Source organism: Streptomyces sp. NPDC048278 (assembly GCF_040652195.1).
Lineage (GTDB): Bacteria > Actinomycetota > Actinomycetes > Streptomycetales > Streptomycetaceae > Streptomyces.
In genome coordinates, this window is sequence record NZ_JBEZLP010000053.1 from 22,334 (window position 1) to 41,840 (window position 19,507).

A 19,507-nucleotide genomic window follows, 5' to 3' on the forward strand; every position below is an offset into this window, starting at 1 on the left:
CTCTCTCATCCCGCCAGGCTGAAACGCTCGAAGTGGATCTGCGGCTTGGGCACGCCCAGGTCTCCCAGGGTGCGCAGGACCGCGTTCATCATCGGGGGCGGCCCGCACAGGAAGACGTCCCGGTCGGCGATGTCCGGCACCAGGCGGACCAGCTCGCGCGGGGCCAGCTTGTCCGGGACCGGCGGGCCGGTGACCAGGTGCAGCTCGGCGCCCTTGGCGACGGCGAGGTCGCGCAGCTCGTCGTAGAGGACGGCGTCGCGGTCGCTGCCGACGCGGTAGATGACGATCGCGTGGCCTTCGATGTCCTCGAGGAGTGCGCGGACGGGGGTGACGCCGACGCCGCCCGCGATGAGCAGGGACTCGGGCTTCTGCCGGTGCAGGGTGGTGAAGGCGCCGTAGGGGCCCTCGGCGAAGACGCGGGTGCCCGCCTTGAGGTGGCGCAGGCCGGCGCTGCCGTCACCGGCCGCCTTGGCGGTCAGGCGCAGGGTGCGGCCGTCGGGGGCGGCGGAGAGGGAGAAGGGGTTCGCCTGCCACCAGCGGTCCTTGGTGAGGAACCGCCAGAGGAAGAACTGGCCGGCCTGGGCGCCCAGCTTGTCGAGGTCGCGGCCGGTGACGTACACCGAGACGACGTTGTCCGACTCGGGGACGACGGCGGAGACCCGGAACTGGTGGCGGTAGTTGCGCCACAGCGGCAGGATCAGGCGGCCCAGGGCCACCGCGCCGAGGGACACGCCCCACACCGCGTACCAGTACGCGGTGGCGGCGGACGACGCCGTGAAGGTCGTACCGACCGCGACCTGGTGGCTGAAGGCGAGCACCACGGCCACGTACGTGTACAGGTGGATGAAGTGCCAGGTCTCGTAGGCGAGCCTGCGGCGGGCGTAGCGGGCCGAGACGGCGCCGACCACGATGATGATGCCCAGCGCGACCACGGCCCGCAGGACGCCCTCCGTCGTCTCCGCGAGGTCGACGATCTCGCCGACCGGGCCGACGCCCGTGCCGTCGGCGTAGCCGAAGCCGATGAAGACGGCGTGCGCGAGCAGCGTCCAGAGCAGGGCAAAGCCGGTCCAGCGGTGCCAGGAGGTCAGCCGGTCCATGCCGATCCGGCGGTCCAGCCAGGGCAGCCGGGCCACCAGCACCAGCTGGAAGGCCATGACGAGGGCGCCGTAGAGGCCGAAGAAGCGGCCGATGACGATCAGGGCGTTGGAGGCGAATCCCGCCTGGGCGAAGAAGTAGGCGACCACGGCCGCGTTCACGGCGAGCACGGCGTACAGGCCCGTGCGGGCCACCACCCTGGGGCGTGTCGCCGTGGGGGGCGCAGGGGGTGATTGGACGGTCGTCACGGGTCGGCAGCTCCTTGATCGGGTCCTGGGAGTCGAGCTTCACCCGTGACTGCTGTCGTTTTCCTGTCGGTCGACTTTCAACTGCTTATCGATGTCTTTTCTGTGTGAGACGGGGTCTGGCGCATCCGGCCCGGTGGCGCAGTATGAGCGGGTGGAAAAAGTACGACTCCTCGTCGTGGACGACGACCCGCCGATCGCCGACCTGGTCGCGACGGTCGCGCGGTACGAGGGCTGGGACGCGGTCACCGCGTATTCCGGTGAGGACGCGCTGGTCCGGGCGGCCGACTTCCGGCCGGACATCGTCGTGCTCGACCTGATGCTCCCGGACCTCGACGGCTTCGGTGTGCTGGACCGGCTGCGGCACTCCGGGACGATGGTGCCGGTGGTGTTCCTCACGGCCCGCGACGGGGTCGCCGACCGGGTCGCGGGGCTGACCCGGGGCGGGGACGACTACCTCGTCAAGCCGTTCGCGGTGGAGGAGCTGATGGCCCGGCTGCGGACCGTGCTGCGGCGCAGCGCGGGCCCCGGCTTCCAGCGCTCGGTGCTCCGGATCGCCGACCTGACGATGGACGAGGACACCCGTGAGGTCCGCCGCGGCGACCGGCTGATCTCCCTCACCCCGACCGAGTTCGAGGTGCTGCGCTACCTGATGCGCAAGTCGCCGACCGTGCTCACCAAGGCGCAGATCCTCGACCACGTCTGGGAGTACGGCTTCGGCGGCCGTTCGAACGTGGTGGAGCTGGTGGTCAGCCGGCTGCGCCGCAAGATGGACGAGGCCGGCGGGGAGCCGCTGATCCACACCGTGCGGGGCTTCGGGTACGTCATCCGGCAGCAGGCGGCGGAGTGACGGGCCGGCTGCTGCGCTCGTACCGGAGCATGCGCCTGGGCACCCGCCTCGCGCTGGGGCTGGGGGCGCTGGCCCTGGTGGTGTTCGCGGTCGTCGGCACCGCTCTGACCACCTATATGCGGGACTATCTCTCGGCCCAGCTCGACGACCAGCTCGGGCTGGCCCAGACCGCCCAGTCCAAGAGCATCGCGCAGAACGGCACCCTCCAGGGCAAGAAGTACTACCACTGGTACTACGCCGTGTACGACGTCTCGGACGGCACCCCGGTGCTGCGCAAGCCCGAGGAGAGCAGCGACCTGCCCGCGGACATCGCCCCGCTCACCTCGGTGGCGAAGGCGCAGATCGCCGCGGGCACGGAGGTGCTGCGCACCAAGGACCTGACCGGCCAGGGCGAGTACCGGCTGCGCGGCTGCGAGGTGGAGCCGGGGGTGGTGCTGGTCAGCGGCGCGCCGACGGACACCATCGACGAGACGGTACGGCAGCTGGTCACGGTCCAGGTGGTGGCGTTCGGGCTGGCCCTGCTGGCGCTGGTGGTGTTCGGCCGCCGGCTGCTGCGCAACGGCCTGGAGCCGCTGAGCGACATGGCGCACACCGCGCACGGCATCGCCTCGCACAACCTGACGGAGTCGGCGGCCCGGCTGCCGCTGCGCGCGGCCAAGCAGGGCGGCGGCCCCGAGGTGGAGGAGCTGCGCACCGCGTTCAACACCATGCTGGAGCACATCGACCACTCCCTCGCCGTCCGTGCCGAGGCCGAGCAGCGGCTGCGCCGCTTCGTCGCGGACGCCTCGCACGAGCTGCGCACCCCGCTGATGTCGGTACGCGGCTACGCCGACCTCTTCCAGTACGCCGCCGCCAACGAGCCCGAGGAACGCGACCGGCACCTGGCCCGGCTGCGCGCGGAGGCCGCCCGGATGGGCATCCTCCTCGACGACCTGCTGCTCCTCGCCCGGCTCGACGCGGCCGAGGTGGAGGCGCCGCTGCGGCTGGAGCAGGCCGACCTCGCGGAGCTGGTCCGGGAGGCCGCCGACGCCTTCCGCGCCGCCCACGCCGACCATCCCCTGACCGTGACCGCGGGCCCGGACCCGGTGCCGGTCCGGCTCGATCCGGTCCGGATCCGCCAGGTGCTGGACAACCTCCTCACCAACGCGGCCGTCCACACGCCCACCGGCACCCCGGTCTCGGTCACGGTCGCCGTCACCTCCGGCTCGGCGTCGGTGAGCGTCGCCGACCACGGCCCCGGCATCCCGGCCGGTGACCGTGCCCGGGTCTTCGACCGCTTCTACCGCGTCGACAAGGCCCGCAGCCGGGACCGCGGCGGCAGCGGGCTCGGCCTGTCGGTGGCACGGGCACTGGTGGAGGCGCACGGCGGGACCATCGGGCTGGGCGACGGCCCCACCGGCACCACGGTGTTCACCCTGACACTGCCGAGCTGAGCCTTGGCAGCGCCCCCGAAGGGCCGGGGGAACTGCGCGGCCGGCCACGACGGCGCCGCACCCGACGGCAGCCCTCCCCGCGGGGCGCTCAGCCCTCCGTCTCCTCCACGGAGCTGAACCCGCCCTGCCGGGGGTGGGGACGCGCCGCCAGTACCGCGACGTCGTCCTCGGCGTGCCGGGCGTCGAGGCGGGTGAGGATGGACTCCAGCAGGCCGTCGACGTCGACGGCGGGGGTGAAGTGCAGTTCGGCGAGGCGGTGCAGGGAGCGGTCGATGTCCTCGCCCCGGCGTTCCACCAGCCCGTCCGTGAAGAGGACCAGCGCCTCGTCGGGTTCGATCCGGTGGGTGGCCGACTCGTAGCCGCCGAAGCCGGTGCCCAGCGGCGGGCCGACGGGGACCTTGAGGAGTGCGGTGCGGCCTCCTTTGGTGATCAGCGCGGGCGGCAGGTGACCGGCGCTGGCCAGGGTGACCTGCCCGCGGCTGGGGTCGACGCGGACCAGCAGGCAGGTGGCGGGTCTCCGGTCCGCCTCGGTGGCGGCGATGTCGTCCAGCTGGCGCAGCACCCGGTGCGGCGGCAGCTCGGAGGAGGCGATGTAGCGCAGGGAGGACCGGTAGGCGTTCATGTCGACGGCGGCCTCCAGGCCGTGGCCCATCACGTCGCCGACGACGAGCAGCGTGCGCCCGAAGTGCAGCCGTACGGTCTCGCACCAGTCGCCGCCGACCAGGACCCGCCCGCCGGCCGGGAGGTAGCGGATCGACACGTCCAGGTTCGGGTGCGGCCGGCCCGGCTCGGAGAGCAGGGCGCGTTGCAGGTCGGCGGCGGTGCGGTTGACCCGGTCGTACTCGCGGGCGTGCCGGATGTGGGAGGCGGCGCGTTCGGCGAGGAGGGCGAGCAGTTCGGCCTCCGCACGGGCGAACGCCGTTCCCTCGCGGGCGCAGACCAGGACGCCGTACTGGTCGGAGCCGCTGGTCAGGGGCGCGCACAGGGCCGGGCGGAGGTGGTTGCCGAGAGGGCGGGCCAGCCACGGGTCCGTCCAGCCGTCGGCCGCGGGGGTGCCCGCGTCCCGGGCGACCGCGGTGGCCCAGCGGGCGTCGGGCAGCAGGTCGGCGTCGCCCGCGATCGCCTCGTAGCCGGAGACGACGTCGCCGGCCCGTCGCATCACGGCCGCGCAGCCGCCGGCCACCTGTACCGCCGCCCGGGTCAGTTCCGTGCAGGTGGTGGACTCGTCCAGGCTGGTGCCGATACCGGACGCGGCCGAGCGCAACGCCCTGAACGGCGCGGCGAGCCCGTCCGGTCCGCCCGGGCCTTCGGCGGACGCGGGTCCCCTGCGGCCCTGGAACCATCGTGCGACACCCGACACCCTCACAGAATCTCAAACTGTCCCGATCCGGGCACCAGCCGCCCGCAGGCGCGCGGAACCCGGCTGCGGCACGGGCCCGCTCGGGGCACTGCTCGCCTCCGGCGTCGTCCCCGACCGGCTGGGCCGCGAGGCGGTCCTGCCGACCGCCCCGGGACCGGCCCCGGCCGCCTGCGCCGAGCGGCTCACCGAGGCCAACACGGCGCTCACCGTGGGCGGTTACGTCCCGACGGGCCCGCCGGGACGTGTCGGCCGGCTGTCTCGGCGACGCCGTCGGACCGACCGACGGCACCACCGCGCCGGCATCCGGGCCCGTCCGCTGACGGGCCCGGCCGGACTCAGCTCTCGTCGGCGGCCAGCCGCAGCGAGATCGAGTTGATGCAGTACCGCTGGTCGGTCGGGGTCGCATACCCCTCGCCCTCGAACACGTGCCCGAGGTGCGAGCCGCAGCGCGCGCAGCGCACCTCGGTACGCACCATCCCGTGCGTGCGGTCCTCGATCAGCTCGACCGCGTCGGTGTCCTTCGGGTCGTAGAAGCTCGGCCACCCGCAGTGGGACTCGAACTTCGTGCCGGAGGTGAACAGCTCGGCACCGCAGGCGCGACAGGAGTACACGCCCTTGGTCTTGGTGTCGGTGTACTCACCCCTGAAGGCCGGCTCGGTCGCCGCCTGACGCAGCACGGCGTACTCGGCCGGCGACAGCTCCGCCCGCCACTGCTCGTCCGGCTTCTCGACGTCGTACGACATGACTCTCAGCCCCTCACTTCGCCAGGCGTTCCAGGATCCTCGGGCCCAGGTCGGTCACATCGCCCGCGCCCATGGTGAGAACCAGATCACCGGGCTTCGTCATTCCCGCGACCACGGCGGGGACCTCGTCCTTGTCGTGCACGGCGGTGACGTCGGCGCCCGCGGCCCGCGCCGCCTCGATGATCAGCTCGCTGGTGACCCCGGGGATCGGGTCCTCACGGGCCGGGTAGATGTCGAGGACGACCGAGGCGTCCGCGAGGGCCAGCGCGTCGCCCATCTCCTTGCCCAGCTCCTGGGTGCGGGAGAAGAGGTGCGGCTGGAAGACGACCAGGATCCGGGCGTCCCCGGCGGCGCCGCGCATGGCCTCCAGGTCGGCGGTCATCTCGGTCGGGTGGTGGGCGTAGGAGTCGATCACCTGGACGCCCGCCGCCTCACCCTTGAGCTGGAGGCGCCGCTTCACCCCGGTGTAGGCGGCCAGGGCGGGGGCGAGTTCGGCGGCCGGGATCCCCAGGGCCACGCCCGCGGCCAGCGCGGCGACCGCGTTGTGCGCGTAGTGCCGGCCGGGCACGGACACCGTGAACGTCAGCTCGGTCCCGTCCAGCGCGACGGTGACCTCGCTCTTCAGGCCCTGCGGTACGACGGAGAGCACCCGGACGTCGGCGTCCTCGGCCTCGCCGTACGTCACCGTGTTCACCCGGCAGGCCACCCGCCGGGTCAGCTCGCGCGCCCCCTCGTGGTCGGCGTTGACCACCAGCGTGCCGCCGGGCACGATCCGGCCCGCGAAGGTCTCGAAGGACTCGTAGATCTCGTCCATCGAGGCGTAGTTGGCGTGGTGGTCCAGCTCCACGTTGAGGACGATGGCGACCTCGGGCGCGTACTTGTGGAAGCTGCGGTCCGATTCGTCCGCCTCGGCGACGAAGATCTCGCCCTCGCCGTGCAGGGCGTTGGAGCCGGGGGCGTCGAGGTCGCCGCCGATGGCGTACGAGGGCTCGCGGCCCAGCGCGGTCAGGGACACCGCGAGCATGGACGTGGTGGTGGTCTTGCCGTGCGTGCCGGCCACCGCGATCGGCCGCAGGCCGTCCATCAGGGCGGCGAGGGCGTCGGAGCGGTGCACCACCGGGATGCCCAGCTCGGCGGCGCGGGCCAGCTCGGGGTTGTCCTTCCGGATCGCCGAGGACACGACGACGCAGGTGGCGTCGTCGGCGAGGTGCCCGGTGGCGTGCCCGATGTGCACGGTCACGCCGAGCGCCCGCAGCGCCTCGGCGGTCTCCGACTCCTTGGCGTCGCTCCCGGCCACCGCGGCCCCGCGCTGGGCGAGGATCTTGGCGATCCCCGACATCCCGGCGCCGCCGATCCCGATGAAGTGCGGACGCTCCATGGCGGAAGGAAGCCCGGGTGCCATGTATTTCTCCCAGAGACGGTGACGTGCGAAAGCAGCCCTAGCCTATGTGCTGCACCACGAGTCGCTTCGCAAGGGACGCGAGGCGCACCCCCCTGGGGGCGCGGGGAACTGCGCGACGAGCCACGACGCACCCGCAGCCGGGAACGCACAGCACCGCCCCCCACCGCACCTACGCCTTGCTGTGCGAGAACAGCTTCAGCACCGGCACTCCCACCTTGTGCCGCGCCCGCGACGCCCAGTCCCGGTGGAAGAACTCCTCCACATAGTGGGGATCGGTCAGCACGATCACCTCGTCCGCGCCCACCTCTTCCACCAACTTCCGCAGCGCGTCCAGCGGGTGGTCCTCGACCATCCGCCCCTCCGCCGTGCTGCCGGCCGCCCGCAGGGCCGTCAGGGACACGTCCAGCGCCTGCTCCGCGGGCCCCTTCGCCGCGTCGCCCTCCGGCGTCTCCCGCTCGCGCGCGGCCTCGTCGAGTTCGCCGAGTGCGATGTCGTCGATGGCCCGCAGCAGGCGGTCCGCCTGGTCGCCGCGCGGCTGCAGCAGCACGTGGAAGGCGACCTGCTCGTCCCCGTGCAGGGTGGTGACGAACTCCACGTCGGCGGACGTCAGGGCCTTCTCGATCATCAGAACGCTTGTGAACACCTGGCGCCTCTTCTCCCTAGAGGGCCGCTCGACCCTCTGTCCTCCGTGGGGCCGGCACCCCTGCGGAAACCATCCTGCCCCGCGATCGCACGGGTACTGCCGGATTCAGTTTGCCCGCCGAAAGCTAAGCGGAACGGAATATTCCGCTGATTTCAGGACCGGCGGTAGCGGCCGAACAGGAATCCGGCCTCCTCCAGCAGGGACACTAGTTCGAAGCGTTGGGGTACCGCGACACCGGGCCCCCCGGCGATCCGTTGCGCGTCCCCCGCCGTGAGCATCGGGGAGACCGTCAGGCACAGCTCGTCGAGGACTCCGGCGGCGACGAACTGCCCGAGCAGCCGGGGTCCGCCCTCGGTGAGCAGCCGGGTGTGGCCGAGGCCGGCCAGGGCGCGGACCGCGCGGTCCGGGTCGACACCGGCGCCGTCGCCCGCGGTCACCACCCGGGCCCCGGCCTGCTCGGCGGCGGCGACCCGGCCGGGGGCCGCCGCCGCGCCGGTCAGGACCAGCGTGGGCACCAGGGGCGAGGTGAACAGCGGCAGCGAGAAGTCGAGATCCAGGCTCGCGCTGACGACGGCGACCGCGGCGACCCTCGTCTGCCCCGCCGCGGCCCGGGCGCCCGCGAACTCCGCCCGCTCGCGTACCGGCCGGTACTCCTCCTGCCGTACCGTTTCCGCACCCACGACGACGACATCGGCGAGCCCGCGCAGGGTACCGAAGATCCGCATGTCGGCCGCGCCGGAGATGGGCTGCGACCGCCCGTCGTGCTGGCCGGCCCCGTCGAGCGTGGACACCATGTTGGCCCGCAGCCACGGCTCCCGTCCGGCGGACCCGGGGTAGGCGTAGGCGAGCGCCAGCTCGGCGAGACTCCACTCCCCCGCCGCCCCCTCGCGCCCCTGTCCGGCCGCACCGCCGGAGGCCTGGGCTGTTGTTCGTTCGGTCACAGGGAACAGGCGTCGCATGTCGTGCAGTGTGGCACGGCAACTAGCATGGGTAACCGTGTCGTCTTCTCCCGCCGCATCCGAGGTCAGCCCCATAGCCGACGCGGGCCCGCTGTCGCTGTGCGCCCGTTCCCCGCACGTCCCCGCGGACCGGCTGGTCGCCGAGATGGTGCCGCCGCCCCGCTTCGACTCGGTCCGCTTCGCCACCTACCTCCCCGACCCGAACCAGCCGAGCCAGACCGAGGCCGTACGGGTCCTGGAAGGGTTCGCCGGCGGTCTCGGCGGGGCGCACGCGGTGGCCGGCGGCAGGCGGGGCCTCTTCGGCTTCGGGAAGGCGAAGGCGGCCAAGGCGCCGGCCGGGCCGCGCGGGGTCTACCTCGACGGCGGGTACGGCGTCGGCAAGACCCACCTGCTCGCCTCCCTCTGGCACGCCACCCCCGCCGAGCCCGCGCTGAAGGCGTTCGGCACCTTCGTGGAGCTGACCAACCTGGTCGGCGCCCTCGGCTTCCAGCAGACCGTGCAGACCCTCTCCGGCCACCGCCTGCTGTGCATCGACGAGTTCGAGCTGGACGACCCCGGCGACACGGTCCTGGTGTCGAGCCTGCTCGCGCGGCTGGTCGACGCCGGTGTCGCGCTCGCCGCCACCTCCAACACCCTGCCGGGCAAGCTCGGCGAGGGCCGGTTCGCCGCCGCCGACTTCCTGCGCGAGATCCAGGGCCTGTCGGCCCACTTCCGCGCCCTGCGCATCGACGGGGAGGACTACCGCCACCGCGGCCTGCCCGAGGCACCGGCGCCCTACTCCGACGAACAGGTGACGAAGGCGGCGTACGCCACTCCGGGCGCCTCGCTCGACGACTTCCCGCGCCTCCTGGAGCACCTGGCCAAGGTGCACCCCAGCCGGTACGGCGCGCTCACCGACGACCTGAGCGCCGTCTGCCTGACGGACGTGCGGCCGGTGCCCGACCAGTCGACTGCCCTGCGGCTTGTGGTCCTCGCGGACCGGCTCTACGACCGCGAGGTCCCGGTCCTGGCCTCCGGGCAGCCCTTCGACAGGCTGTTCAGCGAGGAGATGCTGAACGGCGGCTACCGGAAGAAGTACTTCCGCGCGATATCCCGGCTCACCGCCCTGGCCAGGGACGGCAAGGAGCTGGCGCCAACGGCCTGATCAGGCCACGCCACCGGCACTTTTCACGCTCTCTTCGGCTCGCAACACGGAGTTAACCCTGCAAACGACTTTGCAGGGTTAACGTGTTTCTTGACCAACCATTGACCTGTGCTTGGTGCACACGAGAGGCGTGAACTGCCGCGAGGGGGGCTCATGTTCCGAGGTACGACGGCCCGGACCGTGATCTCGCTCCTGGCCGCCGCCCTGCTCGCCGTCCAGTTCTTCGCTCCCGCAGCAACCTTCACAGCCGCGCATACACTCAGTCATGCCGAGGCCAAGGCCCAGCCCGGATTCAAACCCCCGGTGAAGGCCGTGCGCGACGGCTCGCACACACTCCGCGACCACGGACTGTGCGGCGAGCCGCCCGGCCCGCCACAGAGCGCGGACCGCCACCGCACCGCCACCACCGGCTGCGCCGACGACCGTCCGGCCACCGCCCGGCACACCGAGGCCATACGCGCCTCGGCGGCCCCCTCGGCCAAGCACCGACTCGCCTTCAGAGCATCCAGAGCCCACTCACCGGCCGCACTCCAGGTCTTCCGCTGCTGACGGACCCGTCCGGCCCCGGCTCAACACCCCCCCACAACCGTCGTGCAAGCCCGACGCGCCGCTGTAGCGCGCCAGGAGGAGTCCACACGCCATGCAGCCCCTCATCGACAACGCCCGTACGTTCGGACAGCGCCCTGAGGAGTTCGCCAGACTCGCCGAAGGCCAGTCGCCGCAGGTGCTCTTCATCACCTGCTCCGATTCCCGGGTCGTCCCGGCCCTGATCACCGGCGCCCGCCCGGGCGAGCTCTTCGAGCTGCGCACCGCGGGCAACATCGTCCCGCCCTACGCCTCGATCCACCCCACCAGCGAGGCGGCCACCGTCGAGTACGCCGTGGAGGTGCTCGGCGTCCGCGACATCGTCGTCTGCGGGCACTCGCACTGCGGTGCCGTCGGCGCGCTGGTGCGCGGCGACGACCTGACCGCCGTACCCGCCGTACGGGACTGGCTGGCCAGCGCCGAGCCGCGCCCGAGCGGGGCGGTCGAGGACCCGGCCGTAGCCGAGGGCGTGCAGAACCACGTGCTCGCCCAGCTGCTGCGGCTGCGCTCGTACCCCTGCATCGACAAGAAGCTGAGCGCGGGCGAACTGACCCTGCGCGGCTGGTACTACGAGGTCCACACCGGTGCCGTGCGCGAACACCGCGCCGCCACCGACACCTTCGAGGCCCTGTGAGCACCGCGATGACCAAGTTCCCGTACATACGTCAGGACTTCGCCGCCTCCCTCGTCGTCTTCCTGGTCGCGCTCCCGCTCTGCGTGGGCGTGGCCGTCGCCTCCGGCGTCCCGGCCGAACTGGGCCTGGTCACCGGCATCGTGGGCGGTCTCGTCACCGGGCTGCTGCGCGGCAGCAGCCTTCAGGTGTCGGGGCCGGCCGCCGGTCTGACCGTGCTCGTCTTCGAGGCGGTGCGGGAGTTCGGGCTGCCGCTGCTCGGCGTGATCGTGCTGGTCACCGGCCTCCTCCAGATCACCCTGGGCGTCCTGCGGCTGGGGCGCTGGTTCCGAGCCATCTCGGTCTCGGTCGTCGAGGGCATGCTGGCCGGCATCGGCCTGGTGCTGATCGCCGGTCAGCTGTACCCGGCGCTCGCCGCCAAGGCCCCCGAGTCCGGCCCCGGCAAGATAGCGGGGCTGCCCGGGGCGTTCCTGGACGCCCTGGGGGACGGCGGGGCGCTGGCCTCGCTCGCCCTCGGCGCGGGCACGGTCGCGGTCCTGGTGCTGTGGAAGCACGCCCCGGCGAAGGTGCGGACGGTCCCCGGACCGCTGGCCGCCGTCGGCCTCGCCACCCTGGCCGCCTTCGCCCTGGGCCTCCCGGTCGCCACCGTCGAGGTGCACGGACTGCTGGACTCGGTCCAGCCGCCGCCGCTGGGCGCCTTCGGCGAACTGGCGAGCGCCGGGGTGATCGGCACCATCGTCGCGTTCACCCTGATCGCGTCCGCCGAGTCGCTGTTCAGCGCGGCGGCCGTGGACCGGCTGCACAACGGTCCGCGCACCCGCTACAACCAGGAGCTGATCGCCCAGGGCGTGGGCAACGCGCTCTGCGGGGTGCTCGGCGCGCTGCCGATGACCGCGGTGATCGTGCGCAGCGCGGCCAACGTCCAGGCGGGCGCCCGCACCAAGGCGTCCCGGGTGCTGCACGGCGTCTGGCTGCTGCTGTTCGCGACCCTGCTGCCGGGAGTCCTGAGCTACCTACCGATCCCGGCGCTGGCCGGAATCCTGGTCTACTCGGGCGCCAAACTGATCCCGGTGCGCGCGCTGGCCGTGCTGTGGCGCGAACATCGGGGCGAGGCGGTCGTCCTCGTCGTCACGGCCGTCTCGATCGTGGCGGTGAGCATGTTCGAGGGCGTACTGATCGGGCTCGCCCTGTCGATCGTCAAGACCGCCTGGGAGGCCTCGCACCTCAAGCTGGAGGTCGTCGACAAGGGCGCGGGGCCGATCGACGCCTACCTGTCGGGCAACGCGACCTTCCTGCGGCTGCCGAAGATCCTCGACAGCCTGGAGGCGCTGCCCCAGGACCGCCCGATCCGGGTGGACCTCTCCGGGCTGCACCACCTCGATCACGCCTGCCGGACCGCGTTGGAGAGCTGGGCCCAGCGGCACAGCGACGCGGACACCGAGCCGGTGAAGGTCACGGCCGCCTGAACCGGCGGCCGTCCCGGGCCGGGGTGCCGACGCCCCTCGGCATCCCGGCCCGGACCTGGTACCAAGGACCGTGGCCCCGAGCGTCCCGCCGGGCATATCGTTGCAGCAACAGACATATCGGACCTCTTTACCTGGGGGTCGTGATGGTTCAGGAGCTGCTGGTCGCGGTTCTGGCGGCGCTGTTCGTCGGCGTGCTGTACGTGGCCGCCGGTGCGCGGGTCGTCAAGCAGTACGAGCAGGGTGTGCTGTTCCGGCTGGGGCGTGTCTCCGGTGACGTGCGGACGCCCGGCTTCAATCTGGTGATCCCGTTCGTGGACCGGTTGCACAAGGTCAACCTGCAGATCGTGACGCTGCCGGTCCCCGCCCAGGAGGGCATCACCCGCGACAACGTCACCGTGCGCGTGGACGCGGTCGTCTACTTCCGGGTGGTCGACGCGGTGAGCGCGCTGATCAAGGTCGAGGACTACAAGTTCGCCGTCTCGCAGATGGCCCAGACCTCGCTGCGGTCCATCATCGGCAAGAGCGACCTGGACGACCTGCTCTCCAACCGCGAGAAGCTCAACCAGGGCCTGGAGCTGATGATCGACAGCCCTGCCGTGGGCTGGGGCGTGCAGGTGGACCGGGTCGAGATCAAGGACGTGTCCCTGCCGGACACGATGAAACGCTCGATGGCCCGCCAGGCCGAGGCCGACCGGGAGCGCCGGGCCCGGATCATCAACGCCGACGCCGAACTCCAGGCCTCGAAGAAGCTCGCGGAGGCGGCGCAGCAGATGGCGGACACCCCGTCGGCCCTGCAACTGCGGCTGCTGCAGACGATCGTGGCGGTGGCCGCCGAGAAGAACTCCACGCTGGTCCTGCCGTTCCCGGTGGAGCTGCTGCGGTTCCTGGAGCGGGCCGGCGGACAGCCGGCGCCGAACGGCGACACCCCGGCCGGGATCGGCGAGAGCGCGGCCCGGACGGGACCGCCGCCCGGGTGACCCGGCGCCGTACCGTCCGCCGCGCCACACCGGAAAATAGGACATACCGACCTACGTTCGTACGGTGATCCGACTAGCACGCCGTCTTTCCGGTACGACCACCGTATGCGTCGCCCTGGGCGCCGCGCTCGCCGCCTGCGGCACCACCGAGGCCCCCCACGCCGGCCCCCCGGCGCCCCCCAAGGCCTCCTCCTCCGCCACCCCGCCGCCCACGCTCGCCCCGGGGCCGGGCGGCACGGCACCCGTCTTCACCAACGGTCCGCGCACCCTGGGCAAGACCGTCGCCCTGACCTTCGACGCCGACATGACCGCCGACCAGGGGCCGCGCGCGGCCAAGGGCGAGCACTTCGACAACCCGGCGCTGATCGCGACCCTGCGCAGGCTGAAGGTGCCGGCCACGATCTTCATGACCGGCCGCTGGGCCGACGAGTACCCGGCCCAGGCCCGCTCCCTGGGCCGCGACCCGCAGTTCGAGGTCGCCAACCACTCCTACAGCCACTACGCGTTCACCGGCGACTGCTACGGCCTGCCGACCGTCGCCGCCGCGAACATGAAGTCGGACGTGGAGCGCGCCTACGCCGCCCTGCTCCGCGCCGGGGTGCCGCACCCGATGCCGTACTTCCGCTTCCCCGGCGGCTGCTACGACCGGCAGGCGCTGCGCGCGGTCGGCGCGCTCGGGGTCACCGCGGTGCAGTGGGACGTGGTGAGCGGGGACGCGTTCGCGACGGACGCCGACGCGGTGACCAAACAGGTCCTGGACGGCGTGAAGCCCGGTTCCGTGGTCGTCATGCACTGCACCCGCAGCGCCGCCCCGACCACCGAGCAGGTGGTGCGGACCGTCGTTCCGGAACTGCGCAAGCGGGGCTTCCGGTTCGTGAAGGTCTCCGAACTGATCGGGGAGACGCCGGGTCACCGGTGACCGTCCTACGCTGGAGACATGAGCGACGAGCGGCACGAGGGCTACTGCACGATCACCGAGGGCGCGAAGCCGCCGACGGCGGACGGGCCGCCGTACGCCGAGTGCGTGCTCTGCCGGGAGCCGACGGAGTACCCGGAGTCGTACAAGGGCATCACGATGTGTCCGCGGTGCGAGTGGCAGGAGGCGCAGCGGAGCGCCTGTTCAGGGTGAGCGGCGGCCGTTGAGGGCGCAGGCCGTGGCGAAGGCCGCGGTGGCGAGCAGGGCCGCCGCGGCCGGCGGCAGCAGGGAGACCGGGATCCGGCCGGACTCCGAGCCGGTGACCAGGCCGCTGACCGCCGCGTGCGCCGGGGAGCCCGCCAGCACCGTCGAGAGCAGCGCGGCCAGCAGCATGGCGGGCACCGCCCGGCCCGGCGAGCGCAGCAGCGGGCGGTTGGTGAGCGCGCCGACGGCGGTGCCGAGCAGCGCGCAGGCGAGGGTGGCAAGGAGACCGGCGGCACCGGCCCGCAGGGGTGGTACGGGCACCTGGTGGTCGTTGGTGGCGTGCCGGCTGATCACCGTCACGACCAGGGTGGCCGCCGTGCCGAGCAGCGCGGCGGCGAAGAGGGCGGTGAGCAGGGCGGCCAGATGGGCCCTGGCCGGGCCGCGGGCCGCCGTGACACAGGCCCGGGCGGCCGGCGGTTCGCCCGTGACGCAGATCCGTACCAGCCAGGCGGCCACCGGCAGCAGCGCGGCGGCCGTGTAGCCGAGCGAGTCCAGCACCGGCTGACCGCTCTGCACGCCCACGCCCAGGAACACCGCGTACAGGATCACCGGAGGCAGCCAGCGCTGGGAGCGCAGGAGGAGAGCGGTCTGGTAGCGCAGGAGTGCGGTCATCGGCGGTCTTTCTCGTCCGGCGGGACGTCCGGGGGGCTCTCCGGGGGACTGACGGAGACCACGTGCCACGGCGGGCGGGCCGTGAGCAGGGCACGCAGGACCACGTCCGAGTGGGACGCGGGAACCGTAAGACGGTAGGTACCCGGGGTCGGTTCCTCGGCCGAGGCCGCCGTGCGGGTCGCGTCCGCGGGCAGCCGGCCGCCGGCCGGGCCCCGCACGGTGACGACGGCGAGCGGGCCGACGGGGGAAGTCTCCTGGGCGGTACGGGGTTTGAGGGTGCCGCCGACGACCTGGTGGATCGCGTCGGGCGCGCCCGCGAGCCGCCGGGGATCGTGGTCGACGAACAGCACGGCGCCCCCGGCGGCGGTGCGCTCGGCGACCGCCCGCTCCAGCTCCGCGCGGGCCTCGGCGTCCAGGCCGGTCCAGGCCTCGTCGAGGACGAGGAGTTCGGGGTCGGCGAGCAGCGCCTGGGCGACCGCGACCTTCTGGCTGGTGCCCTTGGAGAGCCGGGCCATGGGCGTGTCCGCGTAGGCCGCGGCGCCGAACCGCTCCAGCCAGTCCGCTGCGCGGGCCGCGGCCGACCTGCGGGAGAGGCCGTGGACGGTGCCGAGATGGGTGAGGTAGCCGGAGGGGGTGAAGGGGAGGGCCGAGGGGAAGCGCTCGGGGACGTACGCGGTGCGGGGGCGGCCGGTGACGCGGCCCTCGGTGGGGGTGTCTATGCCGGCGACGATGCGGAGGAGGGTGGACTTGCCGGTGCCGTTGGCTCCTTCCACGCGGGTGAGGGAGCCGGGGGTGAGGGTGAGGTCGACGCCTCTTAACACCCAGGGGCCGCGTATGCCGTAGCGGCGGCCTACGCGGGCCAGTTCAAGATCACGCTGCATGAGGGTATTTTCATCCGGGATCGGGGTGGTGGGTTGCAGTGGTGTGCGGTCCGCGGGTGCGTGGGGGCCGTTCGCGCAGTTCCCCGCGCCCCTTATAGGTTGGCCGACGTGAGCGAAGTTCCCACGCGCCCCGGCGACAGTCCCTTCCAGTCGGAGCCCACGAAGCGTGACGAGGCACCTCAATTCGTGTTGCCGCTCGTCGTACGAATCGAGAAGTCGGCTCCGCCCGCGCGCACCGACGCGCTCGAAACGGCTGCTCGGGCCGTGCTGACGATGCTCGGTGACCCGCGGGCGCTCGGCGACGGTGAGTGGGCGCAGGCCGTTCGGGACTGGGAGGACGCGCGGATCCGGAAGGTCGTGCGGCGGGCGCGGGGGGCCGAGTGGCGGCGGGCCGGGGAGCTGCCCGGGATCACCCTCACGGGGAAGTCGGCCGAGGTACGGGTGTTTCCGCCGGTTCCCCTGGACGGGTGGCCCAAGGAGCTGGCCAAGCTACAGGTGTCCGGGACCGAGCTGGACGACCCCGAACCGCCCACGGACGCCGACCGGTCCGCGCCCGTGCTGTGGCTGAACCCGGAGCTGGAGATGTCGGCCGGCAAGACGATGGCGCAGGCCGGGCACGGGGCCCAACTGGCCTGGTGGGCGCTGTCGGAGCAGGACCGGGAGGCGTGGCGCGACGCCGGGTTCCCGCTCGCCGTGCGGACCGCGGACCCGGCCGAGTGGCGCGAACTGACGGAGAGCGGGCTGCCGTTGGTGCGGGACGCCGGGTTCACCGAGATCGCGCCGGGCAGTTGCACGGTGGTCGCGGATCATCCCTCACTTCGCTGACCTGCTGTTTTTTAACTCCCCTGGCAAACTTTGCCGTTTGTTTGAACACCGCCGCCGTCACACCCGTACGTCCAGGCACTGAACCAGCGACACGGGGAGGCTTCCCTTGCGGCGTTTGAACGGAACGGCCCTCATTCTGGCGACCCTCGCCGGTACCGCCGGCGCGCTCGTCTACCCCGTGTGGTCGTACGCCGACCGCTCCGGCACCGGGCAGGCCAACGTTGCGGCGGGGACCGTGATGACCGAGTGGGGCCCGTTGACGGCCTCCGACCGCGACCTGATCGTGCGGGTCCGGCTGGCCGGGCTGTGGGAGCTGCCGGCCGGGCAGCAGGCGATCGAGCGGGCGCCGAGCGCCGCGATCAAGGAGGCCGGCGACCATCTGATCGTCGGCCACACCGACCTGGACCGGCGGGTGCGGATCGTCGCGGCACAACTGGGCGTCGACCTGCCCAACGTGCCCAACGAGCAGCAGCAGGGCTGGCTCCAGGAGATGTCGGCGGCGACCGGCGAGGAGTACGAGTACAAGTTCGTGAACCTGCTGCGGGCCGCGCACGGCAAGATCTTCCCGGCGATCGGGACGGTACGGAACACCACCCGCAACAGCCTGGTACGGCAGCTGGCCTCCGACACCAACCAGACCGTGCTCGACCACATCACGATCCTGGAGAAGACCGGCAAGGTCGACTTCGAGGCGATCGCCAACGAGATCGCCAACTCGACCACGGCCAGTCCGACCGGCCCCGCGGTGCCGGCACCTGGGGTGGTGGTGCCCTCCGCGCCTGCGGCGCAGGCCAGCGGCAACGTGAGCACCACGTCCAAGCCGTCCCCCGGCGAACCGGGCACGGTGAACACCGGGCGCCCCGACCCGGAGGACTCGCAGGGCGGCGTGCTCAGCCAGTAGCCGAAGAGCTCCCCGGAGCGCGGTCCCGAACCTCAAATGTTGCTCTGAAGCGGCAGGCAACACGGTTCGTGGGCGCGCTCCGGGGCCATACCCCCGTCATTCGGAACAGGCAGTCGGAACCGGCAGCCGGAGCAGGAGGGGGGAGGGCCATGGCCTTTCAGCGGCTGGGGACGGGCATCGGCTGGCGGCCGGAGATCGCGGACGCCGTGGAGCGCATGCCGGGCATCGACTGGGTCGAGGTCGTGGCCGAGAACACCTGTCCGGGCCACCTCCCCGACTCGCTGCGGCGGCTGCGCGAGCGCGGGGTGACGGTCGTACCGCACGGCGTCTCGCTGGGCCTCGGCGGCGCGGACCGCCCCGACGAGGACCGGCTCGCCGCGCTCGCCGAGCGGGCGACGGAGCTGGGGGCGCCGCTGGTCACCGAGCACATCGCGTTCGTCCGCGCGGGCGGCCCGCGCACCGCCTCGCCCGTCCTGGAGGCCGGCCACCTGCTCCCCGTCCCCCGCACCCGGGACGCCCTCGACGTGCTCTGCGAGAACGTCCGCATCGCCCAGGCCGCGCTGCCGGTACCGCTCGCGGTCGAGAACATCGCCGCGCTCGTCTCGTGGCCGGGCGAGGAGATGACGGAGGGGCAGTTCCTGTACGACCTCGTGGACCGTACCGGGGTGCGGCTGCTGATCGACGTGGCGAACCTGCACACCAACCACGTCAACCGGGGCGAGGACCCGGCCGAGGCGCTCGCCGAACTCCCCGTGGAGGCGATCGCGTACGTCCACGTCGCGGGCGGCTTCGAGCGGGACGGCGTCTGGCACGACAGCCACGCCCACCCGGTGCCCCCGGCGGTCCTGGACATCCTCACCGGCCTCGCGTCCCGCACCGCGCCGCCGGGCGTGCTGCTGGAACGCGACGAGAACTTCCCGGAACCGGCCGAGCTGGAGCGGGAGCTGGCCGCGGTCCGGACGGCGGTCGCGGCCGGGGGTGCGGTGGCCGGCGGCCCCTGGGAGCCCGCGCCGGCGGCTCCCGCCGCCGAGGTCCCCGACGCCACCCGGCAGCGGGTCGGTCTCGCACAGACCGCGGTGCTGTCGTCGCTGGTCGCGGGGACACCGGTGCCGGAGGGGTTCGACCGGGTGCGGATGGGGGTGCAGGCGCGGGCGCTGGCTTCGAAGCGGGCGGACGTGGTGGCGAAGCTCGCACCGGAGCTGCCGGAGATTCTGGGCGCGGGGTACCGGGCGGCGTTCCTGGTGTACGCGCTGGAACGGCCGATGACGGGGGGCTACCGGCGGGACGCCCTGGAGTTCGCCGGGTACTTGCTTCGCGCGGGACAGCCGGGGGACGGAGCCTCTCGTCGGCGACTGGAGGAGTGGTGGCTGGAACGGGCGGGGCGAACCCCTCGACGATCGCTGGCGCGGAGGGTGCTGCAGCGGCGGGGCTAGCGGCGGGGGGGGTGGGGACACTCACCGGCGCTTGCCAGGTGCCGCCGCGCCCACCCGTGCCGCCCCAGCGGCACGACTGCCCGCACTTGAGTCTTTTGAGTCTTTAGGGACGCGGGGAACTGCGCGGGCAACCCCCACCGGC

The 19,507-nt window shown here is 72.8% G+C and carries 20 protein-coding genes; 12 read left to right on the plus strand and 8 right to left on the minus strand.

What is annotated here, in order from left to right; genetic code table 11:
• Positions 1-5 precede the first annotated feature (5 nt).
• Positions 6-1,343, minus strand: coding sequence for a ferredoxin reductase family protein (locus AB0D74_RS47040; RefSeq protein ID WP_362601549.1), 1,338 nt, complete (start codon positions 1,341-1,343; stop codon positions 6-8).
• 151 nt (positions 1,344-1,494) lie between these two features.
• Here AB0D74_RS47040 and AB0D74_RS47045 point away from each other — a divergent pair, with 151 nt between their 5' ends.
• The gene (locus tag AB0D74_RS47045) at positions 1,495-2,190 is read left to right on the plus strand and encodes a response regulator transcription factor (protein WP_362601551.1); all 696 of its coding nucleotides are present in this window, start codon (positions 1,495-1,497) and stop codon (positions 2,188-2,190) included.
• Positions 2,187-3,623, plus strand: a complete 1,437-nt coding sequence (locus AB0D74_RS47050; protein ID WP_362601555.1) for a HAMP domain-containing sensor histidine kinase — start codon at positions 2,187-2,189, stop codon at positions 3,621-3,623. Before AB0D74_RS47045 ends, AB0D74_RS47050 begins: the two co-directional genes overlap by 4 nt.
• An 88-nt stretch (positions 3,624-3,711) precedes the next feature.
• On the opposite strand, the gene AB0D74_RS47055 is transcribed toward AB0D74_RS47050, so the two are convergent.
• From AB0D74_RS47055 to AB0D74_RS47075, 5 genes are all read right to left on the minus strand, one after another.
• Positions 3,712-4,983, minus strand: coding sequence for a PP2C family protein-serine/threonine phosphatase (locus AB0D74_RS47055; protein ID WP_362601558.1), 1,272 nt, complete (start codon positions 4,981-4,983; stop codon positions 3,712-3,714).
• Positions 4,984-5,318: 335 nt separating this feature from the next.
• Complete coding sequence (gene msrB / locus AB0D74_RS47060) at positions 5,319-5,726, minus strand: peptide-methionine (R)-S-oxide reductase MsrB (protein ID WP_351712266.1); 408 nt, start codon at positions 5,724-5,726, stop codon at positions 5,319-5,321.
• Positions 5,727-5,739: 13 nt separating this feature from the next.
• The gene (gene murC, locus AB0D74_RS47065; RefSeq protein ID WP_362601561.1) at positions 5,740-7,128 is read right to left on the minus strand and encodes a UDP-N-acetylmuramate--L-alanine ligase; all 1,389 of its coding nucleotides are present in this window, start codon (positions 7,126-7,128) and stop codon (positions 5,740-5,742) included.
• A 169-nt stretch (positions 7,129-7,297) separates the two neighbouring features.
• Positions 7,298-7,771 (minus strand): indole-3-glycerol phosphate synthase, encoded by a 474-nt coding sequence (locus tag AB0D74_RS47070; protein ID WP_089104693.1) that lies wholly within the window; start codon positions 7,769-7,771, stop codon positions 7,298-7,300.
• A gap of 152 nt (positions 7,772-7,923) precedes the next feature.
• Positions 7,924-8,730, minus strand: coding sequence for a pyrimidine reductase family protein (locus tag AB0D74_RS47075; RefSeq protein WP_362601564.1), 807 nt, complete (start codon positions 8,728-8,730; stop codon positions 7,924-7,926).
• A 37-nt stretch (positions 8,731-8,767) separates the two neighbouring features.
• On the opposite strand from AB0D74_RS47075, the gene zapE reads away from it, so the two are divergent.
• From zapE to AB0D74_RS47110, 7 genes are all read left to right on the plus strand, one after another.
• Complete coding sequence (zapE, locus tag AB0D74_RS47080) at positions 8,768-9,874, plus strand: cell division protein ZapE (RefSeq protein WP_362601569.1); 1,107 nt, start codon at positions 8,768-8,770, stop codon at positions 9,872-9,874.
• Between the two features lie 153 nt (positions 9,875-10,027).
• Positions 10,028-10,423 (plus strand): hypothetical protein, encoded by a 396-nt coding sequence (locus AB0D74_RS47085; protein ID WP_362601572.1) that lies wholly within the window; start codon positions 10,028-10,030, stop codon positions 10,421-10,423.
• A 91-nt stretch (positions 10,424-10,514) separates the two neighbouring features.
• The gene (locus tag AB0D74_RS47090; RefSeq protein WP_362601575.1) at positions 10,515-11,093 is read left to right on the plus strand and encodes a carbonic anhydrase; all 579 of its coding nucleotides are present in this window, start codon (positions 10,515-10,517) and stop codon (positions 11,091-11,093) included.
• Positions 11,094-11,101: 8 nt separating this feature from the next.
• A complete protein-coding gene (locus AB0D74_RS47095) occupies positions 11,102-12,556 on the plus strand; it encodes a SulP family inorganic anion transporter (protein WP_362601578.1) in 1,455 nt (484 codons plus the stop codon).
• Positions 12,557-12,699: 143 nt separating this feature from the next.
• Positions 12,700-13,533, plus strand: coding sequence for a slipin family protein (locus AB0D74_RS47100; RefSeq protein WP_362601635.1), 834 nt, complete (start codon positions 12,700-12,702; stop codon positions 13,531-13,533).
• Positions 13,534-13,597: 64 nt separating this feature from the next.
• Positions 13,598-14,452, plus strand: coding sequence for a polysaccharide deacetylase family protein (locus AB0D74_RS47105; RefSeq protein ID WP_362601581.1), 855 nt, complete (start codon positions 13,598-13,600; stop codon positions 14,450-14,452).
• Positions 14,453-14,470: 18 nt separating this feature from the next.
• Complete coding sequence (locus tag AB0D74_RS47110; protein WP_362601584.1) at positions 14,471-14,662, plus strand: hypothetical protein; 192 nt, start codon at positions 14,471-14,473, stop codon at positions 14,660-14,662.
• Here AB0D74_RS47110 and AB0D74_RS47115 read toward each other — a convergent pair.
• Positions 14,654-15,325 (minus strand): ABC transporter, encoded by a 672-nt coding sequence (locus AB0D74_RS47115; RefSeq protein WP_362601587.1) that lies wholly within the window; start codon positions 15,323-15,325, stop codon positions 14,654-14,656. The two genes, AB0D74_RS47110 and AB0D74_RS47115, sit on opposite strands and share 9 nt — an antisense overlap.
• The gene (locus AB0D74_RS47120) at positions 15,322-16,206 is read right to left on the minus strand and encodes an ATP-binding cassette domain-containing protein (protein WP_362601590.1); all 885 of its coding nucleotides are present in this window, start codon (positions 16,204-16,206) and stop codon (positions 15,322-15,324) included. The genes AB0D74_RS47115 and AB0D74_RS47120 overlap by 4 nt, the downstream gene beginning before the upstream one ends.
• A gap of 108 nt (positions 16,207-16,314) precedes the next feature.
• On the opposite strand from AB0D74_RS47120, the gene AB0D74_RS47125 reads away from it, so the two are divergent.
• The 3 genes from AB0D74_RS47125 to AB0D74_RS47135 all read left to right on the plus strand — a co-directional run bounded on the left by AB0D74_RS47125 (position 16,315) and on the right by AB0D74_RS47135 (position 19,365).
• Positions 16,315-17,031 (plus strand): aminoacyl-tRNA hydrolase, encoded by a 717-nt coding sequence (locus tag AB0D74_RS47125; RefSeq protein WP_362601593.1) that lies wholly within the window; start codon positions 16,315-16,317, stop codon positions 17,029-17,031.
• A gap of 106 nt (positions 17,032-17,137) precedes the next feature.
• Positions 17,138-17,932 carry a DUF4142 domain-containing protein gene (locus AB0D74_RS47130; protein ID WP_362601595.1) on the plus strand — a complete coding sequence of 265 codons (795 nt, stop codon included), beginning with the start codon at positions 17,138-17,140 and terminating at the stop codon, positions 17,930-17,932.
• Between the two features lie 149 nt (positions 17,933-18,081).
• Positions 18,082-19,365: a DUF692 domain-containing protein gene (locus AB0D74_RS47135; protein WP_362601598.1), complete on the plus strand. Its 1,284-nt coding sequence runs from the start codon at positions 18,082-18,084 to the stop codon at positions 19,363-19,365.
• Positions 19,366-19,507: the final 142 nt, after the last annotated feature.